Raw genomic sequence first — 16,112 nt, 5'->3', positions numbered from 1 at the left:
GGATTACTTAATGAACATTTCACAGAAAATCAAGCAACTTCAGGCACGCCTCGCACAAGCCGAAACCGCGCGTAACGAGCTGGTCTCTAAGTCGGTCGCGGAAGACCGCGCGCTTACTGAGGATGAGGTGACGCAGTACAACGACTTCGGCGCGGAGCTGGATGCGGGCGCTAAGGAACTTGAACGTCTCCAAACCGTGGAGAAGTCGATTGCCGCGCAGGCTGTTGCAGTCCCCAAGACGGAAGCTGCAGTCAAGGTTCCGGGCGCGCACGTAGAAGTTAAGAGCAACGCGCCCAAGGGAAGTACTTTTACGCGCTTCGCCATGTTGCAGGTAAAGGCACAAGGCAATCTGGCGCTTGTTAAAGACCTCGCTGCAGTCCACTACAAGGACGACGACAAGCTGAACTCGTTCGTTAAGGCTGCTGTGTCGGCTGGTAATTCGAATGTTTCAGCGTGGGCGGGTGCGCTTATCTATCCGCAGGACTATATGGCGGACTTTATTGAGCTTCTGTATCCGCAAACGGTCCTGGGTCGCCTGACGCTCCGCAAGGTTCCGTTTAACGTGACCATCGCGGGTCAGACAGGCGGCACGTCCGTTAGCTGGGTTGGCGAAGCTAATCCGGCTCCGGTTACGTCTGCGGCGTTCAATCGTATCAATCTGGGTCACACCAAGATTGCGGCTATCTCGGTCCTCTCGGACGAGCTTATCCGTTTCTCGGACCCGGCAGCCGAAGCCCTGGTACAGGCGGACCTCCTCAAGGCCGCATCCAAGGGTCTGGATTTGACTTTCCTCGGCACAGGCGCAGCAGTCGCTAGCGTTTCGCCCGCTGGCCTGTTGAATGGTATCGCGGCTGTTCCGGCATCCGGTACGAGTCCGCTTAACCTGATTGCGGACGTGCAGGCTGTCCTCGCTCCGTTCATCGCGGCTAACTACGATATGACCTCGGCGGTGTTCGTTATGTCGCCCGCCCTGGCCTTGGCTATCGGCTCGCTGCGTAACGCGCTCGGTGGTAAGTACTTCCCTAATCTGGGTATGCAAGGCGGCGTGTTGGAAGGCGTGAATGTCATCACGTCGAATAACTGCCCCGCTGGTCAAATCGTGCTTCTGATTCAGGATGAAATTTATCTGTCGGAGGATGCAGCCCCGCAAATCGATATCAGCCGCGAGGCATCGATTGTTATGGATACGGCACCGGGTAGCGCTAGCTCGGCACCCGTGAGCATGTTCCAGAACGGCATGGCCGCCGTAAAAATCGTGCAAATGATTAACTGGCAGAACCGCCGCACTTTGGCCGCTGGAGTAATCACCGGCGCGGCGTACGTGTCGGATATGGTTACCACTTCGTAATTAAGCCCTCTTAGCCCTGCATAAAGCGGGGCTATCCTTTAGGGTCGCTAACCAAGGAATATATGTCGTGTATAAAAGTTCGCGCCCTAAAGGATATCAACCTTAGTCCGCCTGTTCGCACGGGTGACGTTTTCTATCTACCCGCATCAGACGCCTTGACGTTGCGGCTGCTCGGTCGTGTCGCGTTTGTGCGTCCCGGTCGTCCAAAGAGCAAAGGAGGCTAACGATTGGGTATATTCACATGGGTAGGTAAAGCCGTAAAGAAGCGCCCGAAGGGTGCAGACGGAGCGGTAGCAATCGGAGCGTCTGCAGCGTCAGGATTTATTCGTGAGCCCTTCACGGGCGCATGGCAAAAGAATCAGTCGCTCACTACGCGCGACGGGATGCTAGCTAGCTCCGCCGTGTTCGCCTGTGTTGACCTTATTTCCTCGGACGTAGCGAAGCTCCGTATTAAGTACGTGAAGCTCCTCAAGGGTGTATGGCAAGAAGCCAGCGCACCGCGCTACACGAGCGTTCTACGCAAGCCTAACCACTACCAGACGCGTGCACAGTTCATCAAGGCATGGGTAAGTAGCAAGCTTACGCACGGCAACACGTATGTTCTCCTTGGTCGTAACAGCCTCGGCGCCGTCGTCTCTATGGACGTTCTTAACCCGCGCTGGGTCGTGCCTCTCGTTGCTCCAGACGGCTCCGTTTTCTATCAAGTCACTATGTCCCCGCTCCAGGTGACACCCCTGGAGACTGTGGTAGTTCCCGCGCGAGACATCATCCACGACCGGGGCATTACATCATGGCATCCGCTCATTGGGATGACGCCTATTGCGGCCTGTGCTGCGAGCGCAACGCTCGGAAACAGCATCACGACCAACTCGGCCGCTTTCTTCTCGAATGCCGCCCGCCCGTCTGGTTTCCTCAGTGCTCCGAGTGCTATCGGCAATGAGACGGCAGCACGCCTCAAGCAAACGCTAGACGAGAACTACAGCGGCACAGGCGCGGGTAAAACGATGGTCGGCGGGGACGGTCTTACCTACCAGCCCATGACAATGAGCGGCGTAGACGCGCAGACCGTCGAACAGCTCAATTGGTCCACCGCAGACGTAGCCCGTTGCTTCCATGTACCGCTGCACAAGATCGGCGCGGATACGGGTAGCCGTTCCGTTACCAGCTCGTCAATCTACGAGGCTATGTACTACTCGGACTGCCTACAGGCGTATCTGGAGGCTATCGAGCTGCTGCTAGATGACAGTTTCGACGTAGCGGACGGTGCTGGGTTTGAGTTCGACACCACGGGCCTTATGCGTATGGACGAAGCCGCTCGCCATGCAGCGAACGCGCAGGCTGTGGGCTCTGGAGTCATGGCACCTAACGAGGCGCGTGCAACGATCGGTTTGCCTCCCGTAGATGGCGGTGATACCCCGTATCTGCAAGCTCAATGGGTTCCCCTCTCGATGCTGGCGAAGCGGCAGGCCACGGCCACCACTACACCGGCAGGCGAAAACCTCACGTCTCCCGATCCTGCTACTTCTACAGCGGACGCTGCGGGTTCCGCTGACTCACCAACACAATCCGAGGGCACCGACAACGGCGATGAGTGACCTAATCACGCTGGACCAAGCCAAAGCCCAGCTCCGCATTGACGATACCGAGTCAGATACCGAGCTGGGTGAGATGGTCACGGCTGCGAGCGCGCTTGTTATCGGCTACCTCAAGACGGGGACCGCAGCGGCCTACACGGTAGATACCGTTCCGCCGCACGTCCAGACAGCGGTAAAGCTTGTACTCGCATCCTTGTACGCGGACCGCGAGGGCTCTACAGACCCTATCGGCGTAGCCGTGCAATCGATCCTCGCCCGCGACCGTGACCCGGCCCTAGCTTGACACGACCCGGAAACGCCTCAGGCGGCCTCAAGGCAGGCACGCTCGCCACGCGGGTATCCCTACAGCGCAAGTCATCCGGAAAGGACCCTCTGGGCCAGCCTCTCGATACGTGGACCGAGTACGCGCGGGTATGGGGAGACATCCTCCAGCTCTCCGGCAAAGAGACCGTATCAAGTGGCACGCAGGTAGACACCGCCAGCGCAAGTATCCGAATCCGCTACCGCACTGACGTAACAAACGGAGACCGCGCTGTAGCACGGGGCATCGTTTTCAACATCGCCTCGGTTATCCCTAACGCTAAGTCCCGTGAGTACGCAGACTTGGCCTGCACACAGAACGCTAACAATGGCTAAAGATAATATTCGCGTGAACCTCGTATGCGACACGAAAAAGCTTGTGGATGCGCTCCGTACCTGTATCGACCTTCCCGAGTACATCACGGAAGTAACGGTGTCGGCGGGTATTGACAAGGTGACTACGATTACCTGTACGTTCCTGCCTACCGCCAAGAATGACGGCTGAGGCCATCGTCTATGCAGCGCTCGAAACGCTCGCCAACGGTCAAGTATTCCCCGATGTTGCCCCGGCAAAAACGCCAGCCCCTTGGATTACCTACCAAGCTGTAGGCGGCCAAGCATTCAACACCGTGGACGGCGAGACGCCCGCGCTCCGCAATGCCCGAATGCAAATCTCTGTGTACGCGACTACGCGCCTTGGCGCAGCTCTCATCATGGAGCAGGCATTCCAGGCCCTCGTAAATCCGGCTGTTAAAGCAGTCCCCATCGGCGGCCCCGTCAGTGGTTTTGAGAAGGACACCCTTCTCTATGCCTCGACCCTCGATTTTTCGATTACATACTAAGGAATACGAATGAGTTCAACAGCAGTCTCCGCACAAGGTACTAAGATCGAGCTGGACACGGGCGTATCGGGCACGCCAACTTTTACCCCCGTTGTCAACGTCACAGACATCAGCGGCTTTGACGGCAAGGCAGCGGAAATCGATGTTACCGATTTGCTATCCGCAGCCAAGGAGCGTGTGCTTGGCCTCCAAGATTGGGGCAGCGTCACCCTTACCACGAACATTAACCTCAAAGAGCCGAGCCATAGCGCCCTGCTCGCGGCTAAGAAGGCATCTACGGAACGCTCGTTTAAGATGACCCTCTCGGACGGTACGGTTATCGCGTTCTCGGCGTTCGTTGCCTCGTTCCCGATTGCAGCCAAGGTAGACGGTGTGTATAGCGGCGCTATCAGCTTGACGATTACCGGCGACATCGAAATTACCGTAGGTACGTGATAGACCACGTAGAGGAAATAGTGCGTCTCGCAATGGAGGAAGTCCAGCGTAACGCCGTACCTGTCATTAACGCCCTGCTGCGCGAAGCGCGGGGCGAGCCAGTCAAGCTATGCAGCCTCGATGAGGGTTGTGAATCGTGCCAATAGGAATCTAATGAATAAAGAGCAAATTTTTGCGGCCCTTGCAGCCGAGGTGCGCGAGCTTGAAGTTAAAGCGCTGGGTGCGGTAGTCCGCTTTCAGAAGTTCTCCGGTAAAGCGCGGGACGAGTTCTTTGCTGCAGTCCGCGACGGCGACAAGTCCACGAGCAATTTTGAGGCGTCCATCGTCGCGGCTACCGTGGTCGATGAAACCGGCGCTCCCGTGTTTTCACGTGAAGACTTGGACGGCCTGCGGGCTATCAATGCGGACGCGTTGACCGAGCTAGCTATGCACTCACTCTCCGTCAACAAGATCGGCGGAGACGCGGAGGCGGCAGCAGCAAAAAACTAAGGGCCAGCCCGGAACGCATGCTCTGGTTCCGGCTGGCTTTAAAAATGGGCCGTACTGTTGACGAGCTGCAGCGTTCAATGACAAGCGCGGAGTTTGGGGAGTGGATCGCGTTCTATTCTATCGAGCCATTCGGAGACCACATTGCCGACATCCGCGCAGGAACCATCGCTGCATCGGTCATCAATCCGCAGCTCAAGAAAGACTCAACCCCCTACAAGCCTCTGGATTTCTTCCAATGGGCCGACCCACCGGAACAACCCTCTGTAGCTCCTCCTCCGGAGGCCGTTGCCGCTGGTGTGTTCGGTGTCAACCTCGCGGAGCTAAAGGCTAGTGGCAAAAAGAAACTCATTCTCCGTAGAAAACCCTGAGGCGCTGACCGATGTACTGCGTAACGCGGCCGTGGCTACCTCCGAGTCCGCGTTACGTCAGGGTGCGCTCGCGGGCGCACGGATTTTCTACGATGAAATACTGATGCGCGCGTGGCCACATTTCCGAACGGGGAATCTACAAGAGTCGTTGCTTATTGTGTACGTCCCGGAGGACTCCGTGACGGGCGCTCTTGCTACCTACTCGGTCACGTTCAATCAAAAGGCTTGGTACGCGCGACTGCTTGAGTACGGCACCTCAAAGATGGCCGCCAAGCCCTTTATCCGGCCTGCGTTCGAAGCAAAGAAGGGGCAAGCCGCGATAGCGGTCATTAATCAAATTCAGGAGGTTGTGAGCAGTGGCAGCTAATCAAACATCGGTAAAGGTCACTGCAGACGCCTCCGGCTACACAGCCGAGTTAGACCGTGCGGCAAAGTCGGCCGCCGCATTCGGCGCAGCACAAGACGCGGCAAGCCGCCGCGTACAAGCGGCACAGGCAGCTATCGCGGAAGCTGCAGATAACGGCTCGACGGCCAGCGCAAAGGCAATTAATAATTTCGTCTCGCAGCTCTCACGACAGGCTGACGCTGCGGGCAAGACGCAAGCGCAAATGATGCAGCTCAAGGCCGCGCAGCTCGGCGTAGCGGATTCGGTCTCCGAGTACATCAGCCAGATTGAATCCGCAGCAGAGCATACCGAACACCTTAGCTTTGCGTCATCAGGCGCACGCCGCGAACTGCTTGTACTGGCGCATGAGGCATCACAGGGCAATTGGTCCCGCTTTGGCGGTTCGCTCATGGTGCTCGGTGAGCGAATCGATGCGATGGCTCTGCTACTCAGTCCCTTGGGCCTTGCGTTTGCTGCGACGGCGGGCACGGCCGCACTGTTTTTCAAGATGGTGCACGATGGGTACGCGGAGATTGACGCTTTCAATAAGGCGATCAACGCAACAGGCGGATTTATCGGTCTGTCTGCCGCGCAGATGGCGGAGATGTCGAACGGGCTGCAGACCGGCAGCATGAGCCTCAAGACGGTACGCGATGCGATGGCGCAAGTCGCGGCCACGGGTGCATTCACAGCCGATAACCTTGGCCTAGCCACGCAAGCCGCTGTAGCAATGGCGAGCGATATCGGCATCGGCACAGATAAAGCCGCCGAATCGCTGGCGAAGATTCAAGATAACGTCTTGAGCTGGGTTGACTCGTATCAGCGCGCGCACCACACGTTTAGCGCTGCCCAGGTAGAAGAGATAGATAACTTCGTAAAGCTGGGCGATACGGCGGGCGCTACCAACGCGATTATGCGAGACCTCGCGAATTCGCACGCCGCTATCGAAGCAGACGCAAATGCGCACATGGGTGCGGTGCTCGATTGGTGGAACCAGCTTAAGTACTCGGTTACTACCGTACGCAACGCGATTTCGAACATCGGCGTACCTGACAGCATCGATAAGCAAGTGGGAGACCAGTTTGCGAAAGTTGAGGCTGCGCAAAAGGCACTTGCAGCGATTCAGGGCGGCTCCTCTTTCAGCGTGGATGCGGCCAAGCAACAGCTCGCCGTCGAAATGCAAAAGCTCGATGTGTTGCGCCAACAGCAAACCGTGGTCAACTCCGCCCAGCGTGCACGCGAGGCAAGTGCAAAGAGTGGGGATGCAAAGGTAGCCGTCGATAGCTACCTCCGAGACGACAAGTACGCTACTCCGTCCGAGAAGCGCGGTAACGAGCTGGACGCGGAGAACACCGCATTCACCAAGGCTACTAAGGACCTTTCGCAGACATCGGCCGACTATCAAGCGGCGCTGAAGAAGCACTACGCAGCGGTCCAGCAGATAAACGACGAGTACGCGAAGAAGACTAAGCCAAAAAACAACTCGCAGGCGTTCAATGGTCGTCTCACATCGATGGTCGCGGCTAACCAGCTCATCGAAGCTGAGGAGAAGCGAAGCGCTACGGCTCTGAAGGCTCAACGCGACGCGGGCTATATTGACAACACGACTTACCTGCAGCGTCTCCACGACTTGCAGGCAACGGCGATTGACCAAGAGATTGCGAACGCGCAGAAGCGTGTAGATATCGCGGCGGCCAAGCCGGAGTCCTCGGCGTATCAGGAAGCCCTAAAGACCCTGCAGGACTTGACCTCGCAGCGCAAGGCCGTAGATCAGGAACTCACGCTAGCTCTGCAGAAGTCGGCGCAGGTACGCGCGGGCAACGTACAGAAGTACTCGGAGCAAGAAGCCTCAGTATTGGGCAAGCAGACAGACAGCTACAGCACCACGTACAAAACTCGATTCCTTAGCACGGACCAGAAGGCGGATTACGACGCGCGGCTTAAGGTTGTACAGGATTACCAGACGCAACTTGCCGCACTGAAGGAGAAGTACTCCGGGCCTGCTGCCGATCAGCTTGAGTATCAGCAGGAGAAAGCTGTAGCTGCTCAAGCGTACGAGGACCAGCGCGCCGCGCTTGAGGCGCACTTGCAGCAAGAGCAGCAGCTAAGAGAGAGCTATTCGGAGCAGTTTCAAAAGGCCGCGCTAGCGGTTGTAGGGTCCGCACAGACAAATGCACAGACCGCAGCCGCCGCGTTTCAAGCGTCTTTCAACGACATGAACAATGCGCTTGAGTCGTTCGTGACTACCGGCAAGTTCAGTTTCAGCTCATTCGCTACATCTGTCTTGGACGACCTAGCCAAGATCGCGCTCAAGGCTGCGGAGAGTCAGATTTTTAACGCCTTGTTCAATACAGACTCAACGGGCTTTAGTACAGGCGGTTCGGTGGGCCACTACGCTACAGGCGGCTCTATCACAGGAGCGGGTACGGGGACGAGTGACAGCATCCCCGCCATGCTTTCAAACGGCGAGTACGTCATCCGCGCGTCTCAGGCTAACAAGTACCGTAGTCTGCTAGACAGCATTAATAATGGTCGTGCTGCGCACTTCGCAACAGGCGGCGTAGTCGGGTCGGTCGGCACGCAGACAGTAGGCCCAAGCGTATCGGGCGGTTCGCCTATTCACCTCAGCCTTTCCGGAGGCGGAGGCGGCCTGACACCCCAGGACCTCGTAGCACTAGCCCCGCAGTTCCAATCGATGATTGACAAGCGCATGTCTCAGAAGATGGGCGGCCAAGGGGGCTACGCGGACATGATTAGGCGCAACAGAATCTAACTCTCCGGGAGGGGCACTGACAACACCTGTATTTACCTGGGCGCCCACGCCCGGAGTAGTTGGGACTACTTCATATAAAACGAGAACCGCGCAATTCAATGATGGTTACTCGCAAGCTGTAGCGGACGGGATCAACAACGTATCCGACTCCTGGCCGCTCACTTTCACAAAGCCGTCTGCCGTCATCGCCGCTATCAAGGCTTTCCTTGACGCTACGGGTGGATGGCAGTCGTTCCTATGGACGCCCCCGCTTCGTGCTCAAGGGCTGTTCCGCTGCCCTGTTAGCTCCGCCATTACTCCGGTAGACGGCGACGCCTACACGCTGACAGCTACTTTCATAGAGGTATTCAATCCTTGACAGCCCTTAGCACTATCGCCTTTGGTGCCGCCTCTGACGGTAGCCAGGGCGATACTGTCCGTACGGCCTTTACCAAGGTCAACGCGAACACTACAGTTCTCGGCACACAGGCCGCCCTAACATCCGCGACCGCCGTTACGGTAGCCTCGGCTCTCACGCCCGCTCAAGTCGGTCGCCGGGTCAGCATCAGCTTGGCCGCTGCAGGCGTTATTCAGCTTCCGCAAGCGTCCCTATGCACGGCGGACAGCATCATTCATCTGCGTAACACTGGCGCAACGGTAGTGACGCTGGCCGGAGCCACGGGCGCGGGTGATACCGTAGCGCTGTCCAAGCTCAATCCGGGTGAGTCCGCAATTTTCGATACGGACGGTGTGCATACGTGGTCGGTGCTAGTGCGGGGCCGTGCGAACTCGGATAACGAGTCTGTCATCGGTACATTGACAGTGGGTGGTAGTGTGGTCGCGGCGGGGAATGGCAGCCTTGGTTTCCTTGGAGGCGCTTTTTCGTTCGCCGCTAACACATTTATCAATGCGTCTAGCGCAGCGCTAATCGCCAATGACACCAGTGGATCTAACACCAGCAATGTTATTTTCCAATCGAACGGCGTGACGCTATGGAATATCCAAAAAACCGGGGCGAACGCCCTCGTTATTCAGCGATCCGTAGCAGGCGCGATTGTCGATAACCCCATTTCAATTGCCACGGCGACCGGGATTACTTCTTTCTCGCAACGCCCCGTATTCGCCGGCAACACCCCCTACGATAGTGGGAACTTAAATTTTGCTACCCCTCCGGCAATTGGTGGTACGACTCCCGCATCCGGAAAGTTCACGACGCTTCAGGCTACGGGCACTATCACGCCGTCTAGCACGGCGGGGATCGTCGGCACAACCACGAACAACAATGCCAATGCGGGGAGCGTTGGCGAATATGTTTCCTCGACCTCGGGAGCAGTGGCGCTAACGACAGCAACGAACATTAACGCTACTAGTATTGTCTTGTCCGCCGGAGATTGGGAAGTTAGTGGCTCATGCGCGTTCGCGGGCACCTCCGTAAATATTTCCCAGGCGGTCGCAGGTGCGAGCAGCGTGTCAGCGACTCTACCGGCTCTGCCGCTCTATGCCGCAGCAGTAACAAATGGCGCGTCTCTAATTGAGTATCCTATTTTCGCTATACCTCCCCAGCGCTTCCTCGTGAGCGGCCCGACGACCATCTACGGGGTCGCTGCCGCAAACTTTAGCACGGGCGCTGGCACTGTCACGGCCACTTTCAACCTGCGCGCGCGGCGGGTTCGATAAGGAGATCGGATTAAAATGGAGAACATTAACTGAGCATCGCTGCTGATATTCAGCAGCTTGAGCCGGGAAAACTGATTGAGCTTTACGAACTGGACGCTAGCGCATTTGGTGGAGACGTACTCCGCTTTCATGCGCACCTCCAGTCCGGCCCGATCACTTGGCAAGGTAATGCTTATACCCCGTGGCCTGTAACGGCTGCGGGATTCGAACGAACGGGCGACGCTAGCCAGCCCTCGCCTACTATCACAGTCGGTAACGTAGACGGCTCTATCTCCGCACTGTGTATCGCCCTGGGCGATCTTGTAGGTGCAAAGGTAAAGCGGCACCGGACCCTATCGAAGTATCTCGACGGTCAGCCTGAGGCTGACCCAGACGAGGAGATGCCGGTAGAGCTTTGGGTTATTCAGCAAAAGACCGGCGAGGATAATCTCCAAGTCGAATTCACGCTGTCCTCAATCCTCGACTTCGCAGGTAGGCAGCTCCCCTCACGGCAGGTAGTCGCAACGCTGTGTCAGTTCGAATATCGCGGCATTGAATGTGCGTGGACTGGCGTTGCGTTCTACGACAAGAACAATCTCCCCACCTCCGACCCATCGCAGGACGCCTGCAGCAAGCGGCTATCCGGCTGTAAATGCAGGTTCGGTGCGAATTCACCTCTCAGCTTTGGCGGGTTCCCCTCTGCTGGTCTCACGGGCTCTTTATGATCGACTCAAATCTTAGGAGTGCCATCTCCGAGCATGCACTCTCGGTTTATCCGGCCGAGTGCTGCGGGCTTGTCGTGGCTGGGCAGTACATCCCCTGCAGGAACATCGCGCAGCCCGCCACGGAGGCGTTTTCCATTGCTCCTGAGGATTATGCGAACGCGGAGGAGCTTGGGGACATTCAAGCCATCGTCCATTCGCATCCGGGCGACCACGCACGGCCCAGCGAGGCCGATCTAACCGTGTGCGAGGCGGCTGGTGTACCGCTGTGGGTAATCGTGAGTCTCGGTGCACAAGCCGATGGCTCCGTTGCTATCGAGGACTGGTGCGAGTTCGGTCCCACCGGCTATGAGGCTCCGCTCATCGGCTGCGAGTTCAGCCACGGTACGAACGATTGTTACGGGCTAATCCGGCGCTACTACCGTGCGGCTTACGGGGTTGTGCTGCGTGATTTCGACCGCTCCGGGCATTGGTGGAATGACGGGCATAGCAGCCTGTACGTGGACGGCTACGAGGCGGCAGGATTCACCGCGCTTCGACTCGATACCGAACCGCAACCCGGCGACGTGCTGCTTATGAAAATCCGCAGCCGCAATAACGTCCCGAATCATGCCGCCGTCTACCTCGGCGCGGATATGATTTTGCATCACCCGTGGAATGCACCCTCGCGGCGTGATTCCCTTCCCCGCTATCGCGATCACGTCACACACATCCTGCGCTACAAGGAGGAACTATCACAGACACAGTTCGATGTATCCGCCTCTACGGCGCACTAGGAAACAAATTTGGCCGCGTGCATAGGTTTGTAGTGCGGTCTCCAAAGGATGCGCTGCGCGCCCTTATCGCGATGGTTCCCGGCTTCGAGCGGGAGCTAATGACAAGCAAAGACCGAGGCGTGCGGTACGCGGTGTTTGTCGGTAAGCGGAACCTCGCACAGACCGAACTCGAATACCCCAGCGGCCAAGATGATATCCGTATCGCTCCGGTTGTCACCGGCCGCAAAGCTGGTCTGTGGATGACGATTGCAGGCGTAGCCCTGGCAGCAGTCGGGGCTGTCTCTATGTACTTCGGCAATCCCTACGGCGGTCAAATGATGCTCATGGGCGCCTCTATGGCGTTCGGTGGAATCTCACAGATGATCTCGGCCAATGCCACAGCATCCAACGGTAGCGGCAACACGACTCAATCTTACTACTTCAGTGGTGCTGAGAATACGACGACACAGGGCGGACCTGTACCGCTGCTGTACGGCGAGATGGTTGTTGGCAGCACGGTCATTTCATCAGGAATTCAAGCCACGGACACTTAATGCGGAGAGCAGTAACGGGTAGTAAGGGCGGGTCTACGACTACGCCAACGGAAGCGCCGGATAGTCTTATCAGTACAGCATCGGCACAAATTCTAGACCTGATTTCGGAAGGTCCTATATTTGGGCCCGCTCTGGGCTCGACGCTTGCACAATCGACATTCTTTAACGGAACCGTTGTACAGAACGCGGACGGTTCCAACAACTTCACCGTTACTTCTCTGGATGCGCGCCTAGGCGACCTAGACCAAACGTATATCCCCGGCTTTGAGTCCTCGGCCAGTGAGACACAGGTAGGGGTCGTTCTCCAGCAAGTGACACCGTGGGTACAGGCACTCACGGATTTGGATATCAACGCTGTGCGCATCACGCTTAGCGTGAACGCGCTATCACAGACGGACGCGACCAACGGAAACATATCCGGCTATCAGGTTGCGTACCAAATCCAATTGTCTGTAGACGGCGGCGCATACACGACAGTAGTCAACACGTCGTTTAACGGCAAAGCCTCGTCTACCTACACACGCTCGCACCGAATCGAACTCGCGGGAGCGAAGTCCCTGTACACAGTGCGTGTGGTCCGTACGACTCCGGATACCACGTCTGAGTACATTCAAGACGTTACCAACATCGTGAGCTTCAGTGAGCTTATCGATGCGCAGTTGCGGTATCCGGGTAGCGCCGTGGTCGGCCTGACGCTGGACGCGTCGCAGTTCGCCTCAGTGCCCACGCGCTCGTATCACATGAAGGGCCTGCTAATCAAATACCCGTCCAACTATAACCCGGACACGAGAACTTACGCGGGTACGTGGGATGGCACCTTTGTAACGGGCTACACGAACAACCCCGCATGGATTTTCTATGACCTCGTGTTGAACACGCGGTATGGGGCTGGCCGGTGGGTCGATGCTTCGATGATTGACCGTTACGCGTTGTACACCATTGCGCAGTACTGCGATGTCATGGTGTCAGACGGTATGGGTGGCTTGGAGCCCCGTTTCGCCTGTAACTGCTACATAGCTACCCGTGCCGGCGCATTCCAAGTGCTGCAGGATTTGGCGAGCGTCTTTCGTGGCATGGCCTATTGGGCCGCTGGGCAGGTTGTCGCTACGGCTGATATGCCGCTCGACAGCGCGTACACCTACACGGCCGCAAACACCACGGCCGCATTCAAGTACGTGGGCAGCTCGCTCAACACGCGATACACGGCCGCACAGGTTACGTGGAATGACCCGCAGAACGCCTATCAACAAGCGGTCGAATATGTAGAGGACGCGGACGGTGTAGCTCGCTACGGGATCAACCAAGCGGAGCTAGTCGCGTTCGGCTGCACAAGCCGGGGGCAGGCTCAACGTGTCGGGCATTGGACGCTGCTTACCTCGCGGTACGAAACGCAGGTTGTTACTATCGAGCTTGGCTTAGATGGTACGGTCGCACAGCCGGGCCAGATTGTGGCTGTTGCCGATCCTTCTCGCGCTGGTCGGCGTATTGGCGGTCGTATACGTGCGGTAAGCGGCACGAATCAAATCACCTTGGACCGTGCGCTGCCAGAGGCAAAGGTAGGCGATACGCTTACCGTCATGATGCCCACCGGGGTTCCAGAGAAACAGCCAATCGGCGGAGTCAACGGCGCAGTAATCACGGTAGGTAGCCCGTTCTCCTCACAGCCGGTAGCTAATGCCGTATGGATGATCGAAAGTTCAACCTTGCAGGCGCAGCTATTCCGCGTCTCTACCGTGGCTGATAAGGGCGGTATCGCATTCGAGGTAACAGGCACTCAGTACGAGCCCAGCAAGTACGCAGCTATCGACACAGGCGCCGCTATCGACGTGCGGCCGATCACTGGTAGCACGCTTACGGTACAGACTCCGCCTACGGGTGTCACGGTCACTCAGAATATTGTGATTGACCAGGGTATCGCCAAGACGGATATGTACATCTACTGGACGGCCGCGCCAAACGCTGTCGGGTATACGGTTCAATGGCAGAAGGATAACGGGGATTGGGTCGTAGCCGGAACCACGGGCGGCCTATCGATGGACATTCCCGGCATCTACAGCGGGTCGTATCTGGCCCGTGTTTGCGCTATCAACGCAATGGGTATCACGTCGCCCTACGCTTACTCCACGCTCACGCAGCTTGCAGGTAAGACAGGTGCACCTCCCGTTGTTACGAGTCTCGCCGCCAGTACAGCCCTTGTCTTCTCGGTGCAAGTCGGGTGGTCATTTCCGCCGAACGCTGGAGACACGGCGTACACGGAAGTCTATTACAGCCACACCTCCGATTTCTCTACTGCTGTCTCCCTTGGTCAGTTCTCCTACCCTACTAGCTCAACCTCGTTGCTCGGACTTTCGTCCGGCTACAAGTTGTTCTTCTGGGCGCGGCTTATTGATACCACGGGCAACGTAGGGGCGTTCTATCCGGCGATAACCGATGCTGGTATTGCGGGCTCAAGCAGCGCAGATGCAGACGCTATTTTGGGCTACCTTACCGGGCAAATCACAGCTACCCAGCTTTCCCAGGATTTGCTCTCTCCTATCGAGTCTATCCCGGGATTGCAAACTAGCGTAGCGGCTGCTCAATCGGCTATTACGCAAGAGACTACAGACCGGGTGGCAGCTATAAACGCGGAGGCAACCACGCGCGCGGCTGCGATACTTGCAGAAGCTACGGCCAGAGGTACGGCTGTAACCAATGAGACTACCGCGCGGACTGCTGCTGACACGGCACTAGGTCAGCGTATCGACACCGTAACGGCTACCACAGGCTCTAATGTGGCGGCTATTCAAGCGGAGACTACTGCACGCACTACGGCGGATACGGCGTTAGGTTCTAGGATCGATACCGTTGTAGCTTCCACAGGTGCCAACGCAGCGGCAATCGGTACGGAGACCACAGCTAGAACTAATGCGGATTCGGCATTAGGTTCGCGGATTGACACCCTCAGTACAACCACGGGCGCTAACACCGCTGCTATCACGGCGGAGCAGACCGCCCGAACTAATGCGGACTCCGCGCAAGTAACCGCTACAAATGCCCTGTCGTCTAGGGTAGACGCGGCTAACTCAGCTATCACTAGTGAGGCATCTACTCGCGCCGCCGCAGATAGTTCTCTAGCAACGCAGATTGATTCCCTCTCCGCGCAGATAGTAATTCCAGAGATGGCAGGCGATCCGAGCGACTTCGCGGGCGCTACTACCGTGTATGCAGGGCTGTGGTCCGAGCAGTCCGCTCGGGCGGAAGCAGATTTGGCCTTGGCCGATCAAGTCAACACGGTAACGGCCCAAATCACTACGGCTACATCCTCGATGCTGGCCGCTGTGCAAACGGAAACCCAGGCCCGTGTAGACGCGGACAGTGCAGCAGCAGCCGTAATCACGGATGTCCAAGCCCAAGTAGCCGACAACACAGCAGCGGTGCAAACCAATGCTGCGAGCTACGCGGACATTAACGGCCGTGTCTCCGCGTCCTATCAGATCAAGACTCAGGTTACGGCCAACGGCCAAACGTACATAGCTGGCATCGGCATCGGCGTAGACAACGATTCCGGCATATTGGAATCGCAGGTAATCATCTCCGCCAGCCGGTTCTCTGTGGTTGATCCGAACGGCCCCGCCGCTATCTCCCCGTTTGTCATTCAGGGTGGGCAGGTGCTCCTAAGCCAAGCAATGATTGGTACGGCTTGGATTACCAATGGGATGATTGGGGACACGATCCAGTCCACCACTACTAACGACCTGGGGCAGCCTAGCTGGATTATCAGCAAATCAGGAGGGATTACATTGAACGGTCCTCCGGGGACTGGCTATCAAAGACTTACGCTCGTCGGTGGAACGCTGGCCGTGTATGACGCCAATAACGTTCTACGCGTCCGTCTGGGGCTCTGGTAATGGCGGGGCTGCAAGTGTTCGGCC

The 16,112-nt window shown here is 57.4% G+C and carries 16 protein-coding genes; all 16 read left to right on the top strand.

All coding sequences use genetic code 11. The features are described 5' to 3' along the window. Window positions 1-10: 10 nt before the first annotated feature. The 16 genes from HV670_RS19175 (at window position 11) to HV670_RS19100 (ending at window position 16,088) form a co-directional block, all read left to right on the top strand. Window positions 11-1,348, top strand: a complete 1,338-nt coding sequence (locus HV670_RS19175) for a phage major capsid protein (RefSeq protein WP_175106451.1) — start codon at window positions 11-13, stop codon at window positions 1,346-1,348. A 227-nt stretch (window positions 1,349-1,575) separates the two neighbouring features. Then, a complete protein-coding gene (locus tag HV670_RS19170; RefSeq protein ID WP_175106450.1) occupies window positions 1,576-2,943 on the top strand; it encodes a phage portal protein in 1,368 nt (455 codons plus the stop codon). Continuing rightward, window positions 2,936-3,226, top strand: a complete 291-nt coding sequence (locus HV670_RS19165) for a head-tail connector protein (protein ID WP_175106449.1) — start codon at window positions 2,936-2,938, stop codon at window positions 3,224-3,226. Before HV670_RS19170 ends, HV670_RS19165 begins: the two co-directional genes overlap by 8 nt. Beyond that, window positions 3,223-3,579: a phage head closure protein gene (locus HV670_RS19160; RefSeq protein ID WP_175106448.1), complete on the top strand. Its 357-nt coding sequence runs from the start codon at window positions 3,223-3,225 to the stop codon at window positions 3,577-3,579. Before HV670_RS19165 ends, HV670_RS19160 begins: the two co-directional genes overlap by 4 nt. Window positions 3,580-3,737: 158 nt before the next feature. Beyond that, window positions 3,738-4,085 (top strand): DUF3168 domain-containing protein, encoded by a 348-nt coding sequence (locus HV670_RS19155; protein WP_175106447.1) that lies wholly within the window; start codon window positions 3,738-3,740, stop codon window positions 4,083-4,085. Between the two features lie 9 nt (window positions 4,086-4,094). Further along, window positions 4,095-4,520, top strand: coding sequence for a phage tail tube protein (locus HV670_RS19150; RefSeq protein WP_175106446.1), 426 nt, complete (start codon window positions 4,095-4,097; stop codon window positions 4,518-4,520). Between the two features lie 153 nt (window positions 4,521-4,673). After that, window positions 4,674-5,009: a hypothetical protein gene (locus HV670_RS19145; RefSeq protein WP_175106445.1), complete on the top strand. Its 336-nt coding sequence runs from the start codon at window positions 4,674-4,676 to the stop codon at window positions 5,007-5,009. 17 nt (window positions 5,010-5,026) lie between these two features. After that, entirely contained in the window at window positions 5,027-5,377 is a 351-nt protein-coding gene (locus HV670_RS19140) for a phage tail assembly protein T (RefSeq protein WP_175106444.1), read from the top strand. Further along, window positions 5,340-5,744, top strand: coding sequence for an HK97-gp10 family putative phage morphogenesis protein (locus tag HV670_RS19135; RefSeq protein WP_175106443.1), 405 nt, complete (start codon window positions 5,340-5,342; stop codon window positions 5,742-5,744). The genes HV670_RS19140 and HV670_RS19135 overlap by 38 nt, the downstream gene beginning before the upstream one ends. Then, complete coding sequence (locus HV670_RS19130; RefSeq protein WP_175106442.1) at window positions 5,734-8,535, top strand: phage tail length tape measure family protein; 2,802 nt, start codon at window positions 5,734-5,736, stop codon at window positions 8,533-8,535. Before HV670_RS19135 ends, HV670_RS19130 begins: the two co-directional genes overlap by 11 nt. A 16-nt stretch (window positions 8,536-8,551) precedes the next feature. Beyond that, a complete protein-coding gene (locus tag HV670_RS19125) occupies window positions 8,552-8,893 on the top strand; it encodes a phage tail protein (RefSeq protein WP_175106474.1) in 342 nt (113 codons plus the stop codon). Next, entirely contained in the window at window positions 8,890-10,191 is a 1,302-nt protein-coding gene (locus tag HV670_RS19120; RefSeq protein WP_175106441.1) for a hypothetical protein, read from the top strand. The genes HV670_RS19125 and HV670_RS19120 overlap by 4 nt, the downstream gene beginning before the upstream one ends. 29 nt (window positions 10,192-10,220) lie before the next feature. Next, complete coding sequence (locus HV670_RS19115) at window positions 10,221-10,895, top strand: phage minor tail protein L (protein WP_175106473.1); 675 nt, start codon at window positions 10,221-10,223, stop codon at window positions 10,893-10,895. Next, on the top strand, window positions 10,895-11,668 hold the full coding sequence (locus HV670_RS19110) for a C40 family peptidase (protein WP_175106471.1): 774 nt from the start codon (window positions 10,895-10,897) through the stop codon (window positions 11,666-11,668). Before HV670_RS19115 ends, HV670_RS19110 begins: the two co-directional genes overlap by 1 nt. Window positions 11,669-11,685: 17 nt before the next feature. After that, window positions 11,686-12,201, top strand: coding sequence for a tail assembly protein (locus HV670_RS19105; protein ID WP_343054467.1), 516 nt, complete (start codon window positions 11,686-11,688; stop codon window positions 12,199-12,201). Further along, complete coding sequence (locus HV670_RS19100) at window positions 12,201-16,088, top strand: TipJ family phage tail tip protein (protein WP_175106440.1); 3,888 nt, start codon at window positions 12,201-12,203, stop codon at window positions 16,086-16,088. Before HV670_RS19105 ends, HV670_RS19100 begins: the two co-directional genes overlap by 1 nt. Window positions 16,089-16,112 lie beyond the last annotated feature (24 nt).

It is taken from the genome of Pararobbsia alpina (assembly GCF_902859895.1).
GTDB classification, from domain to species: Bacteria; Pseudomonadota; Gammaproteobacteria; order Burkholderiales; family Burkholderiaceae; genus Pararobbsia; species Pararobbsia alpina.
The sequence above is the reverse complement of the archived record's forward strand: the minus strand, read 5'-3'. Positions and strand labels throughout refer to the sequence as shown.

Coding starts and splice junctions, on each gene's coding strand:
- HV670_RS19165 (WP_175106449.1), top strand. CDS start 2,936: ATGAGTGACCTAATCACGCTGGACCAAGCCAAAGCCCAGCTCCGCATT.
- HV670_RS19100 (WP_175106440.1), top strand. CDS start 12,201: ATGCGGAGAGCAGTAACGGGTAGTAAGGGCGGGTCTACGACTACGCCA.
- HV670_RS19155 (WP_175106447.1), top strand. CDS start 3,738: ATGACGGCTGAGGCCATCGTCTATGCAGCGCTCGAAACGCTCGCCAAC.
- HV670_RS19175 (WP_175106451.1), top strand. CDS start 11: ATGAACATTTCACAGAAAATCAAGCAACTTCAGGCACGCCTCGCACAA.
- HV670_RS19145 (WP_175106445.1), top strand. CDS start 4,674: ATGAATAAAGAGCAAATTTTTGCGGCCCTTGCAGCCGAGGTGCGCGAG.
- HV670_RS19150 (WP_175106446.1), top strand. CDS start 4,095: ATGAGTTCAACAGCAGTCTCCGCACAAGGTACTAAGATCGAGCTGGAC.
- HV670_RS19140 (WP_175106444.1), top strand. CDS start 5,027: ATGCTCTGGTTCCGGCTGGCTTTAAAAATGGGCCGTACTGTTGACGAG.